This is a genomic window from Pseudarthrobacter sp. NPDC058196 (assembly GCF_042882685.1).
In the GTDB taxonomy this organism is placed as follows: domain Bacteria; phylum Actinomycetota; class Actinomycetes; order Actinomycetales; family Micrococcaceae; genus Arthrobacter.
Genome location: NZ_JBHVVN010000020.1, coordinates 16,204 through 28,615 on the forward strand (window position 1 = coordinate 16,204; position 12,412 = coordinate 28,615).

Genomic DNA, 12,412 nt, shown 5'->3' on the forward strand with positions numbered 1-12,412 from the left:
CCTAGCGCCCGGCATTAGACTTTGACCGTCCACACCGTGCGGTCGTCCGCATCACCAGCTGCGAAGGGCAGGGACGCAGTGAGCCCGATCATCACCGGCGAGGCAGTCGTCCTCGAACTTCGGCCTGCCACCTTCGCCGCCCGCGCTCTCGGCCTGGTCATCGACGTCGTCTTCCATGTGGTCCTGCTGGTGGGATTCATGTTTGGCCTGGCCGCCGCCGGCAGGGGCCTGGATGGGGCCGCCGCGCGTGCCCTGGCCCTGGCCGCCGCGGTGTTCTGCCTCGTCGTCGTCCCGGTCGGCGTCGAGACCCTGAGCCGGGGCAGGTCGCTGGGCAAGCTGGCCACCGGCCTCCGGGTTGTCCGCGAGGACGGCGGCAGTATCAGGTTCCGGCACGCATTGATCCGGGGACTGACGGGATTCCTCGAAATCTACCTGACGTTCGGCGGCCTGGCATGCGCGGTGGCGCTCTTCAATGACAAATCCCGCCGCTTGGGCGATTTGTTGGCCGGCACCTACGCGGTCCGCAGCCGGGTGCCTGCCGACGAGGCAATCCGCGTGTTCGTGCCGCCCCACCTGCAGTCCTGGGCAGCGGCCGCGGACATCGGCCGGATTCCGGACGCCACGGCCCGAAGGGCCGCGCAGTTCATTCGCCAGGCCGGCCGGATGGCGCCGCAGTCCAGGGCGCAAATGGCCGCCGCGATCGCCTCCGAACTGTCGGCGCACGTATCCCCTGCCCCGCCGCCGGGGACCGGCCCTGACCACTTCCTGGCCGCCGTCGTCGCCGAGCGCCGGAACCGGGAGTTCGCCAGGCTTTCTGAATCACGCCGCCGGAATTCCGCGGTGGGTCAACAGCTCCAGCGGCTCCCGTTCAGCGGCTGACTCAGTTGGCGTACTCGTTCCACGGGATGTTCCAGTCCCCGTAGCCGTCAGTGTTTGCTGCGTAATCGCCCTCGGTATTGATGATCTGGACAACGTCGCCGGTTCCCATGTTGTCGAACACCCAGGCTGCGCCGTCGGGCAGGAATCCGATGCAGCCGTGGGAGACGTTGGTGTTCCCGATGTAGGGGTAGGCGGATTCAAGTGCCTGGTGGATGTACGCGCCGCTGAGGGTGAGGCGGATGGTGTATTCGACGTCGGCTTCACCGTAGTAGGCGGGGTCACCGGGTTTCAGTCCGATGGTGGAGGCCCGGAAATGGTCAAACCTGTTCTTCTCCATCAGCACCGCGTACCCCTTGGCCGACGGGAACCGCTTGTCCCCCATGCTGACCGGCAGCGTCTTGACCGGCTGGTCGTTGATGCTGAGCGTGAATGTGTGCGCGGTGGCATCCGCGACCGCCACCTTCTTGTCTCCGATCGAGACGTTGACCTTCTTGTTGAAGTTCGCGATCTGGCCGTTGCCCAGGTCGACACCGAAGAGCTGCATGTCCATGGTGATGGTGGAGTTGGCTGCCCAGAAGTTTTCGGGCCGGTAACGGACCATGGTGTCGCTGTACCAGTGGAACGCACCGGCCTGGCCTGCCGTGGTGGTGATCTTGATGGCCTTTTCTACGGCGCCGCGGTTGACTACCGGCTCGCTGAAGATGATCTGCAAGGGCTGCCCTACGCCCACCTTCATGCCGTTGAGCGGGTAGACGGCGGCGTCCGCCTCATGCGAGCTGGACACGGTGTTGAAGGCCTGGGTGGTGCTGGTTTCGCGTCCGGCCGAGTCCTTGACCACGTACGTGTAGCTGTAGTCCGTGTTGAACTCCAGGGGCCCGGAGGCGGACCAGGCCGTCCCGTTCGGGTCGATGCTGCCTTCGACGATCTTCCCGGCGGTGCTGGTGAGGGTAACGCGCTGGATGGTCCCGTTGGCCACCTTCAGGGAAACCGGGGCGGCGGGGTTGACCTGCTTGGCGCCGTTGGCCGGCGACGCATCCAGTGTTACCGGAGGAACCACGGGGGAAGCGATCCCGGGCGACGTCCGCAGTGCGGAGGCGGCTTCAGATTCGAGCGGGCCGCCTGCAAGGCCAGGTGCGACGGCGGCGAAAACCCCGCCGACGGCAGCCAGGACACACACGGCCGCCACAGCGAGAATCTTCTTTATGCTCCCCCGGCGGCGGGGCTTTTCCTCAGGCTCCATAGTGTCGATCCTACGTGCAGAAAATAACGGCCCGGGCGCGTTGCTGCGCCCGGGCCCTCACGTGTCAGTAACGATAGTGCTCGGGCTTGTAGGGGCCGGCGGCGTCGATGTCCAGGTATTCAGCCTGGTCCTTGGTCAGCTCGGTGAGCTCCACACCCAGGGCATCCAGGTGCAGGCGGGCGACTTTTTCGTCCAGGACCTTGGGCAGGACGTACACCTTGTTGCCGTATTCGTCCTGGTCCTTCTTGGTCCACAGCTCGATCTGCGCGATGGTCTGGTTGGCGAAGGAGTTGCTCATCACGAAGGACGGGTGGCCCGTGGCGTTGCCCAGGTTGAGGAGCCTGCCCTCGGACAGCACGATGATGGAGCGCTCGGCGTCACTGCCGGCCTCGAAGACCCACTCGTGGACCTGCGGCTTGATCTCAACCTTGTTCACGCCGGGAACGCGGGCCAGGCCGGCAATGTCGATTTCGTTGTCGAAGTGGCCGATGTTGCCCACGATGGCCTTGTTCTTCATGCCTGCCATGTGCTCGGCCATGATGACATCCTTGTTGCCCGTGGTGGTGATGAAGATGTCGCCCTGGGCCAGGACCGATTCCAGCTTGGCCACCTGGTAGCCGTCCATGGCTGCCTGCAGCGCGCAGATGGGATCGATCTCGGTGACGATCACCCGCGAGCCCTGGCCGCGGAGGGCCTCCGCGGCGCCCTTGCCGACGTCGCCGTATCCGCACACGACGGCTACCTTGCCGCCCATGAGGACGTCGGTGGCCCGGTTGATGCCGTCGGGCAGGGAGTGGCGGATGCCGTACTTGTTATCGAACTTGCTCTTGGTGACGGAGTCATTGACGTTGATGGCCGGGAACAGCAGCTTGCCCTGGTCCGCGAGCTGGTACAGGCGGTGGACCCCGGTGGTGGTCTCTTCGCTGACGCCCTTGATGGTGGCAGCCGTGCGGGTCCACTTCTGCGGGTCCGCGGCGAGGGAGCGGCGGAGCACCTCGAGGAAGATGCCGTACTCCTCGGAATCTTCGGGGTCGGCGGACGGGACGTTGCCCGCGGCCTCGAACTCGACTCCCTTGTGGACAAGCATGGTGGCGTCTCCGCCGTCATCCAGGATCATGTTGGGACCCAGTTCGGGGTTGGACTCGGCACCGGGCCAGGTAAGGATCTGCTCGGCCGTCCACCAATATTCTTCGAGGGTCTCGCCCTTCCAGGCGAAAACGGGCACGCCCTGCGGGTCCTCAATGGTGCCCTTGCCCACGACGACGGCCGCTGCGGCCTCATCCTGGGTGGAGAAGATGTTGCAGGAGGCCCAGCGGACCTCCGCGCCCAGCGCGGTGAGGGTTTCGATCAGCACAGCCGTCTGCACCGTCATGTGCAGGGACCCGGCGATACGGGCCCCCTTGAGCGGCTGCGTCGGTCCGAATTCTTCGCGCAGGGACATCAGGCCGGGCATTTCGTGCTCCGCCAGGCGGATCTGGTGCCGTCCGGCTTCCGCCAGGGAAATGTCGGCAACTTTGTACTCAAAAGTCATGAATGGTCCTTTGCTTGAGGCGGGGTCCTGGTCCCCGTTCTGCTGTTTCTCGGTGCGGGCTGCTGCAGGTGGATCTATTGCCCTGCCGCGGCAGGATCGTGCTGGTCCGAGCCCGCGGTTGCCGCTGCCGCCAACAGTTCCGGCGGAAGAAGCAGCGGAATACCGTCTTCGATGGCGTACCGGTTCTTTACGCCGGCTACATCTGCCGTGGTGGCCACCAGTTCTTCGCCTTCCTGGACCAGGGGCGAGCCGGTCACGGGGCAGCGCAGGACGGACAACAGCTCGGGACTGATCTTTGGCATGTGTTCTTGCTCCCTGGCGGGCGCGCTCGCGCCGGTAGCGGAAAAGATGTGCAGAAACCAGCCTACCGCCAGATGCAGGTCAGGAAGGTTCGCGAAGGACGCGCAGGTGCCCCCGCCGGGTGCCTTCGGTTCCTGCCGGCGCTTCGAGGGCGGAATGGTGCCCGCGCTGGGTGGGCGGCTGTGGCTCCGACGGGCGCGCCGCGGCATCACGGACGGCGTTGGCTAGTGCCAGGAGGTCGTCCGGCCCGGGCTGTTGCGGGGTGGAAGGCATGGCCAGCCGCAAAACTTCCCATCCGCGCGGAACCGTCAACGAGCCCGCATGCTGTTCACAGAGGTCGTAGCAGTGCGGCTCGGCATAGGTAGCCAGTGGCCCGAGGACGGCGGTGGAGTCCGCATACACGTACGTCAAGGTGGCTACCGCGGACTGGCGGCAGGCGGACCTTGAACATTGACGGATAGCTCCCACGACATCACAGACTACCCTTGAATCCCTCGAAAGCCGCGCATTGGCGGCAGTCCCCGACGCGCCCGGGCCGCCAGGGGAATATATCGCGTAAATCCGCCCCCGGGTTTAGAGTCGGTATATGCAGTCATCGAACCATGAATCAGGTTTTTCGGTCCGGTTGGCTGACCCGGATGCCTCGGCTGCGCCGGGCGTGGAAACCACCGGCAGGAGCTTCCTGCGGCGGCGCCGGAACCGCCACGGACGCGGCCTGCGCGGCGAAGTAATGCTCCCCACCCACCCCGGCTACCGGACCCGTGGCGACCGCTTCGACGATCTGGTCCTGGACTCCGCGCAGCGGCTCCATGACATTTGGGGCAAGACCCTTGACGGCGTCCGGTTCGGCGTCGACGAAATCCCGCCGGATCTCGAACAGTTGGCCGCCAACGGCACCACTGCGCCGATGGGGGCCTACACGCCCGCCTCCGGTGGCGACGGTCCCATGATTACGGTGTACCGCCGCGTTGTTGAGAACGCATGCTCCAGTGCGGAAGAGCTGCAGGACTTGGTCCACGACGTCGTGGTGGAGCACACCGCGGAGATGCTCGGCGTGGCACCGGAGACCTTGGACCCCGTATACCGCCGTCGCTACTGACCCGGGCGGCCGGCGCCTTCCCGGGTCTTGACCGGGCCGTCCCGGCCGTCAGGAATCCTAGTAGCCCAGGGTAACCGGGACGGTTTCCTGTCCGGCGGCAGCCGGCAGGAACGCCAAGTTGGAGACGTCGTTGCGCCCGTCCTGGCCTAAAAGGACGGCACCGTAGGCGGCATCCCCCGAAGCCGACACCACGTAACCCACGACGTCGGCACCCTCGGCTTGATCCGGAACGGTGATGGTGGCGGTGGTTCCGCCGGCGATGTCCGCGGTGGCGGCGGCCCGCACCTTGCCATCGGCGGTGATTGGCGCGTAGGTGATGGTGGCCCTCGTGTCCAGTGCCCCGAACACCAGCTGACGGAGGCCGCCCTTGGGGACGGGAACAACATGCTGGCTGCCCAGCCGCACAGCGGAACCCGCCCACGCCACATCCGAAGGCTGCCCGGCCTGGAGGCCGCGGCTCATGCGCGCGGCGGCCACGAAGGAAACGTCCGATGAGGCAGCAATCGTGTACTGGCCCGCCGGAACTCCGGCGAGGGATACATCTGTGACAGACCCGGCTTTGGCGGTGACCACGCCGCCGGCGGGAAGCGCAGTTTGGCCGCCCCGTCCATACAGCTTGATCTCCACCACGGCGTCGGAAGCGCCCGGAACCGTCAGCTGGAGCGCCGGCGCGGCATCCCCGTAACCAGTGCGGGACGTCAGCGCGGCAAGCCCGGCCGGATCCTGGATATCCACTCCTGCCACTACCTGCCGGACGGCCGGAGCCGCCCCCGGCGCAATGAAGTCCACCCCGCCCGGGGTCAGCCCGCGCAGGACGCTTTGCTGGATCGAGGCTGCCACCGGCCCGCCGGCGCTGCGAACGCGCACACTGAGCTGGGGAACGTTGGGCGCCAGGCCGGCAAGGACGACGCTGCGGGTGGTTCCGGGAGCCACCAGCAGCCCGCGGCTGCCCGGCGCCTGGATCTGCCCTGAGCCACCGTACAGCTCAAGGCTTACCGTGGCAGGAGTGCTGGAGGCGTTGGTCAACGCCAGGACGGACGTGCGGCCCACCGTGGTGCTGGCACCTGCCAGCCACTGGTCGTTCGAGGGTTGGCCGCAGGTGGCTGCCGCACTCCCCTGCAGGTCGCCGTCGGTGGCGGTGTATTTCATGGCACCTGCAGCCGAGGCGTTCTGGTTCGCCACCGCATTGGCGCGGAGGACGTTGACCTGGTCCGCGGCCCGGTCCGCCACTACTCCGGCGAGGAGTTCCTGTGGTGCGCCGGCCGCCTGTGGCTGCCCCGCGTCCTTGGCGATCTCGACGACGGCCGTGCCGTCCAGGCGGGTCAGGCGGCTCGCTGGCAGCACGCCGCCGGCGCCCAGCACGGCCGCGGTGACCTTGGTCGCCGCGGTGGCCGACTCCGGCCGGAACTGGGCGTCCGTACCTGTTCCCGTCCCCTCCAACAGCCTCGCAGGGCCCGGGCACACGCCCACACTGGCTCCTGCCGGAACAGCTGCCCGTACCACCGGCAGAACACGGCTCGACGCCGGCCCCTGCACCAGCGATCCGGCGGCCACCACGGCTCCGCCGCCGGCCAGGATGAGAACCCCTGCGGCTACCCCCGCCACGGATGCTGCCCGGCCCCTGCCGCGCGGCACCCGGGTGGAACCGCGGCCGGACCGTTTGTCGTCACCGCCGGATTCAGCATGGACTGGGGCCGGTGCGTGGACCGGGGCCGGAGCCTCGGCGGCCGCCGGCGGGGTGTGCTCATGCATGTTGGTGTTCCTTACGCAGGGAGCCCTCGTCGCGTGAGAGACCGGTCCGCGGCCGTTGCGTCGGCATGGGGATGGCGAGGATGACAGTCAGGCCGATTACCGTGATTTGGCCGACAGCGGCCCAGAAAGCCCACGGGTTTTCGTAGCGGACCGTAAGCTGGCCGGCCGAAGCCGGAAGGGTGAAGGCCTGGGCCCAGCCTGACGTGGTGGAGGTCAGCTTGCGGCCGTCGAGCCAGGCACTCCAGCCCGGGTCCGCGCGGTCGGCGAGGACTACCAGCCTGCCCTCCGGACCGGCGGGGAGGGCAGCGTCAACGCCGTCCGTTCCCGAGGGGATCGAGGTTGTGGTGGCTCCGCGCGGATCCACGATGCGGACACGGTGGGCGACGTCCGCAGCCTGCAGCACCGCCTGGTTCGACGGGCTGATGCGCCAGAGCCAGCCGACGTCCGTCTGCCCCACCGCCACCAGGCCGGGCACGGCATCCATGCGGCTGGCCGTCAGTTGGGCTGCCGTGTCCGCGGCCCGCAGCACCACGAATCCGACGCCAAGTTGTTCGAGGTCGGTACGGGGATCCACTCCTTGCCCGGCAACCAGCGTGGCCACGACGCGGCGGACGGCGGCAGTGACGTCGTCGTCGTCGCGGACCTCTTCCGCGCCGGGAGCACCGATGATGTTGCGGGCGGAGGCAATCGCCGAGAGGGTGTCCAAGGTGGTGCCGGACCCCCGCATCAGGGAAGCCTTGTAGGTTCCATCGTCACTGGTGCTGATGAGCAGGGTGCGGGTCTGTTCCGGTCCGGTACCGCGGTCGATTGCCGTCGCGGGCAGGGACCGTGCGTTCGCGGCCTCCACCAGCCGGGGGGCGCCCAGCGCTCCGCCGGTCCCGGAGCCGAATGGCGCGGGCGTGCCACCCGGTGCTGCCGGCGCAGATGCGGGGGCAGCGGCGGCCGGACGCAGGAGGTTCTGGCCGGACCACGCAGCCATCCCGGCCAGTGGTCCGGCCAGGAGGACAACCAGGCCCACTGCCAGCCCGGCGCGTGCCGCAGTGGTGGCCTTGGACGCGACAGCGGATCTGCTATCCACGGCGGACATGACCTGGCCGGCGCCCAGGACAGCGGCGGACAGCAGGGCGAAGGAGGCAGCCGAGACCGCCGGTCCCGGGAAGGGGGTCACAAGGGAATCCGCGTTGATGCCCGTGGCCACGTGGCTGGTCAGCCATCCGCAGGCCAGGGATACCAGTGCCGCAACCCAGAACCAACGCGCGGCCCGGACCGGGCGCCCCGGGACGAAGAGGCCAACGATGGCCACCAACAGTACGGGGACCGCGATGAAAAGGGCCAACAGCAGGGCCCACGGCACCGGGCCGCCGGCAAAGAGTCCCAGTCCCTGCAGCCCGCCGGCGGGTTCGAACGCCAGGGGTTGCCCGAGGATTTGCTGCCACAGTGGCGCGGCGTCGAATCCGAGCGGGAGCCCGGGGTCGGCCAGGAGTGCGCGCGGCCGGTCGATGGTGGACAGGGCGAACGGTGCGAACAGCGCCGCACTGGGCAGCAGTGCCCACCACACGGTTCGCCCGCGCCGGCCCAGCATGATGCCGCAGAGAACGATGAGCACAACGGCCGGCACAAGCAGGGAGGGGGCCGAGGCTGTGGAGACGGCCAGCGCCAGGCCGGCTGCGGCAGAGGCAGTCCAGGACGGCATGCCGTTGACGCCCGGTTTGGCAAGCGGCTGGTCCGCCGGCCGGCCATCGGCCGGGGCTTCCGAGCTGAAGCTGCCGTGGCCCACGGCTGAACCAGTGGCCCGCAGCAGGCCCAGGACCACCAGCGGAATCATGATGTGCGCTATGAGCGCGCCCGCGCGGCCTTGGTTGAGGGCAACCTGCAGGGCCGGGGCGGCCGCCCAGAAGATGGCCGCCGCGAGCCGGAGCCGGCGCCGGGTTGTCAGGCCGCCTGCCGCAAACCAGGCGGTGAGGCCGGAAAGCGGTGCCCCCAGGAGGAGGAGCCAGGCCATGGCAGGATTGGCATCGCCGCCGCCCAGGACGCCGATGATCCACAGCACATAGTCAAAGGGGTCGCCGTGGCCGGGAAGTCCGGCTCCCAGGCTGATCCACCAGCCGGAGGCGTTGTGCCAGATGTCGCCCAGGCCGGCTGAGACCGGGATCAGGCCGCCGCCCGTGACGGCATTGGCCCGGAACAGGCCGGTGAGGGCCAGGAGCGAGGCGATTGACGCAATGATGACGGCAGCCAGGGCACCGTTGCCTACCCATCCCCTCTTGGCGGTTGCGAGGGCGGCAAAGTCATCGGCGGCGTCGCCGGTCGGTTGGTGCGCGAGCGGATCCTGCACCAGGTGGTCGGCGCCGGATCCATCCGATCCCAGCGCCTCCATCAGGGACCGGCGGTGGCTCCATACTTCGCGGCGGGGGGTTTGCAGCTTGCGGATCACCGAGCGTCGGATCCGCCGGGTCCGCTTGGCCGCCCTCCGGGCCTTGGCCACTGCCCGTGGCCGGCCCAGGGCCGCGCAGGTGGCAACGAGCTGGGAAATGCCGTGGCCGGGATCCTTGACCACAATGCTCAGGACGAGTTTAAAGAGGCTGCCCAGCAGTGCGCCAAGGCCGTGGACCGGCACCATCCACAGGGGGCTGTGCTTGAGCCGCAGGTGTACCTGTGCCTTACGGGCTGCTGCGGGGTTGCCCAACGCGTGGGGCCGGTGCGCGACATGGAACATGCGCGCTGCGGGGACCACCACCACGCGGTGGCCGGCCAGCCGGTTACGCCAGCAGAAATCAACGTCGTCGCCGCTGCCAGGCAGGGCGGGGTCGAAACCGCCCAATTGTTCCCAAATGTCCCGGCGGACCAGCATGCCCGCGGAATTGACGGCGAAAGTGTCGGTGCGGCCGTCGTACTGGCCCTGGTCCATCTCGTCGGCGTCGATCAAGGTGAGCCGCTCAGCCCACCGGCTGGTGGAGAGACCGACGTCGATGAGCCGCCGCGGCGAATGCCAGTCAAGCTGCTTGCAGCCGGCAACGGTCACCGAGGGCGCACGCTCCACGGCGCCGAGGAGTTCAGCGAGGGCATCCGGCGCCGGTGCGGCGTCGTCGTGGAGCAGCCAGATCCATTCCGTCCTGTCGAAGCTGCCCGCTCCCGCAGGAGGAACCAGCCTGCTGAGCCCTGCGGAGATGGCCGCGCCCATGCCGCCCTTGGTCCGGGGGTAGGCCAGGACGCCGGCGTCGCCCAAGGATTCCCGGAGCAGGCTGTGGGAGTCGTCGGTGGAACCGGCATCGACGCCGATGGCATGGTCAACAGGCCGGGTTTGGCCTGCCAGGGCTGAGAGGGTTCTGGGCAGATAGGCACTGCCGTTGCGGGCAACCACAACGGCAGTGACATGGACATCCTGAAGAATTAGATCGCTCGCTTCCTAAGCCGCCGGCGCTCACGCTCGGAAAGGCCTCCCCAGATGCCGAACCGTTCGTCATTGGCCAGCGCGTACTCCAGGCATTGCGACCGTACGTTGCAGGCGCCGCACACCTTCTTGGCGTCGCGGGTGGAACCGCCCTTTTCCGGAAAGAACGCCTCCGGGTCAGTCTGGGCGCACAAAGCATCAGTCTGCCAGCCAAGTTCGCCTTCGTCGTCGAAGTCCTGCTGGAGGGGCAGCCCGATCCATACCGGCTGCGCACTTCCGGCGGCGGCCAGCTCCATGGGCGGATCCAGATCGTCCTCGGGCTCCGCGCCGTCCAGCAGGGCCTCATGCGCCGCGAGGAAGGCCGTGGCCTGGTCTTCGAGGACACTGCCGGTATTCCTTTTGTACCGTTCCGCAGCATCAGGATCGGCAGGGTCCACGTACCAATCGCTTGGCACCCCCCGCGCACGGTACTTTGCCGTTGCCTGGCCGGCTACGACGGCATCTTCCTGGATACGCTCTGCTTGCCCCACGGCGACCCTCCTGACATTGCAGCCACTGCCTTGATACGTGGACACTCGGTTGTGTGCCGGTATTTACGCAATTGCTTTAGATACCTAATTACACGTGTGTAACTAGGGCGAGTCAAGCCGTAGCCGGGATAATAGACAGTGAAACCTGAGAACTTTGCGCACGCCACGCCCGGGATTTTTTGCCGGCTGGGCGTGGCGCGGGCCGGAAGCGGCATATTCCGGACGCGAAAGCCGCAAAAACAGCGCCACGACGGGGAAAATACCCGCTGCGAGCCAAAATAGCAAGCACGCTTAGTAGATCTAGTGATAAACATCACTATGGCAGCGGAACTGGAAGCGATGTCCAGCCGCTGGTGACCCGGGGATTGCAGGATGGCAGGATGAAGCCATGACATCGATCCCCGCCATCACCCTGATGGGCAGCCTCCGTTCCGGCAACTCCACGGCACCGCGCCTGACGTGGTACGGGCCCAATTCGGAACGGGTCGAATTGTCGGGTCGGGTCCTGGACAACTGGGTGGCCAAGACCAGCAACCTGCTGCAGGACGAGCTCGACGCAGAGCCGGGCATGCGCCTCGGACTTGCGCTTCCGGCGCATTGGAAAGCCCTGGTCTGGGCGCTGGCAGGCTGGCAGCTGGGCCTGGAAGCAGTGCTCGACGGCGGCCCGGCAGACTTCCTTGTGACGGCCACCCCTGGCGACGCAACAAACGGGCACGACGCCGTGATCGCAGTTGCGCTGCCAGCCCTCGCCATGCGCTGGGCAGGGGAACTTCCGGGTGGCTGCATCGACTACGCGGCAGAGGTGCGGTCCCACGGTGACGTGTTCATGCCGCACGCTGATCCGGATCCGTCAGCCCGTGCGCTCCTGACGGGCGACGGGCGTCCGGTGGAGCACAAAGACCTGCTCACCAAGTTTGGGGCATCCCATGGGGAAGGCGTCCGCCTCCACATTCCAGCGGGCAACGGCCTCGAGTCGGCGCTGTCCAACGCGCTGGGCGCCTGGGAGCACGGCGGCTCCGTGGTCCTGACCCACCCGGATGTTGAACTCACGGACAAACTGCTGGCCGACGAACGCATCCACGGCAGCTAGCAGGCGCGGGTCCTAGGCCTTCGGGCCACCGTCGACAGGGGCGGAAGCGGGACGTTCGGCGTGTGCGGACTCCCGGTGCGGGTGGGCTTCGATGAGTTCGTGGTCGTGCGAGAACTCCGGCTCCTGGTCCAGTTCCTGGTTGAACACCAGGAAGCGGTACGCAAAGAAACGGACCACCGTGGCGACGAGGATGCCCGCGACACCTGCCAGGAACAGCACATTCTTGTCGTCGATGCCCATCCCGTACTTGGCCAACGCGGTGAACCCGGTGGAGATCCCGATCCCGATGCCGTTGATGATGACGAACATGACGAACTCGCGAAGCACATTCGCCTGGCGCCGGTGCCGGAAAGTCCAGAAACGGTTTGCAACCCAAGAGAAGACCGTGGCCACCGTGGCGCCCACGAAGCGCGCTTTTGCTTCGCTGTCCGACATCGGGCCGTGCATCAGGTAATACGTCAGCCCGTTGTCAATGACGAATGCCACACCGCCTACGGCCCCGAACTTGGCCACTTCCCGCCAGAAGAGCGAGGCGAGCCCCCGGATACGATCTGCAAGTGCGCTAAACATGACCCTCCATGGCCGTCCGAACTGTGGGCC

Annotated in this window: 11 protein-coding genes; 3 read left to right on the plus strand and 8 right to left on the minus strand. The window is 67.5% G+C overall.

Annotated features, from left to right (window positions below; translation table 11 throughout):
* Nucleotides 1-78: 78 nt before the first annotated feature.
* Entirely contained in the window at nt 79-879 is an 801-nt protein-coding gene (locus ACFVVC_RS21290; RefSeq protein WP_387458060.1) for an RDD family protein, read from the plus strand.
* 1 nt (nt 880) lies between these two features.
* On the opposite strand, the gene ACFVVC_RS21295 is transcribed toward ACFVVC_RS21290, so the two are convergent.
* From ACFVVC_RS21295 to ACFVVC_RS21310, 4 genes are all read right to left on the minus strand, one after another.
* Complete coding sequence (locus tag ACFVVC_RS21295; protein ID WP_387458063.1) at nt 881-2,119, minus strand: Ig-like domain-containing protein; 1,239 nt, start codon at nt 2,117-2,119, stop codon at nt 881-883.
* Nucleotides 2,120-2,183: 64 nt separating this feature from the next.
* Nucleotides 2,184-3,650 (minus strand): adenosylhomocysteinase, encoded by a 1,467-nt coding sequence (ahcY, locus tag ACFVVC_RS21300; protein WP_387458066.1) that lies wholly within the window; start codon nt 3,648-3,650, stop codon nt 2,184-2,186.
* A gap of 74 nt (nt 3,651-3,724) precedes the next feature.
* Entirely contained in the window at nt 3,725-3,952 is a 228-nt protein-coding gene (locus tag ACFVVC_RS21305; protein WP_387458069.1) for a Trm112 family protein, read from the minus strand.
* Nucleotides 3,953-4,031: 79 nt separating this feature from the next.
* Nucleotides 4,032-4,418, minus strand: coding sequence for a DUF3499 domain-containing protein (locus ACFVVC_RS21310; RefSeq protein ID WP_026264922.1), 387 nt, complete (start codon nt 4,416-4,418; stop codon nt 4,032-4,034).
* Between the two features lie 118 nt (nt 4,419-4,536).
* Between ACFVVC_RS21310 and ACFVVC_RS21315 the strand changes: the two genes are divergently transcribed.
* Nucleotides 4,537-5,049 (plus strand): metallopeptidase family protein, encoded by a 513-nt coding sequence (locus ACFVVC_RS21315; RefSeq protein WP_387458072.1) that lies wholly within the window; start codon nt 4,537-4,539, stop codon nt 5,047-5,049.
* Nucleotides 5,050-5,106: 57 nt separating this feature from the next.
* On the opposite strand, the gene ACFVVC_RS21320 is transcribed toward ACFVVC_RS21315, so the two are convergent.
* The 3 genes from ACFVVC_RS21320 to ACFVVC_RS21330 are packed head-to-tail and all read right to left on the minus strand — an operon-like array spanning nt 5,107 to nt 10,722.
* A complete protein-coding gene (locus ACFVVC_RS21320) occupies nt 5,107-6,801 on the minus strand; it encodes a DUF5719 family protein (RefSeq protein ID WP_387458075.1) in 1,695 nt (564 codons plus the stop codon).
* On the minus strand, nt 6,794-10,162 hold the full coding sequence (locus ACFVVC_RS21325) for a glycosyltransferase (RefSeq protein ID WP_387458078.1): 3,369 nt from the start codon (nt 10,160-10,162) through the stop codon (nt 6,794-6,796). Before ACFVVC_RS21325 ends, ACFVVC_RS21320 begins: the two co-directional genes overlap by 8 nt.
* Before the next feature lie 29 nt (nt 10,163-10,191).
* Nucleotides 10,192-10,722 (minus strand): WhiB family transcriptional regulator, encoded by a 531-nt coding sequence (locus tag ACFVVC_RS21330; RefSeq protein WP_387458081.1) that lies wholly within the window; start codon nt 10,720-10,722, stop codon nt 10,192-10,194.
* Between the two features lie 388 nt (nt 10,723-11,110).
* On the opposite strand from ACFVVC_RS21330, the gene ACFVVC_RS21335 reads away from it, so the two are divergent.
* Nucleotides 11,111-11,812, plus strand: a complete 702-nt coding sequence (locus tag ACFVVC_RS21335) for a TIGR03089 family protein (protein WP_387458084.1) — start codon at nt 11,111-11,113, stop codon at nt 11,810-11,812.
* 12 nt (nt 11,813-11,824) lie between these two features.
* Here ACFVVC_RS21335 and ACFVVC_RS21340 read toward each other — a convergent pair whose 3' ends face one another.
* Nucleotides 11,825-12,382: a GtrA family protein gene (locus tag ACFVVC_RS21340; RefSeq protein ID WP_387458087.1), complete on the minus strand. Its 558-nt coding sequence runs from the start codon at nt 12,380-12,382 to the stop codon at nt 11,825-11,827.
* Between the last annotated feature and the right edge of the window lie 30 nt (nt 12,383-12,412).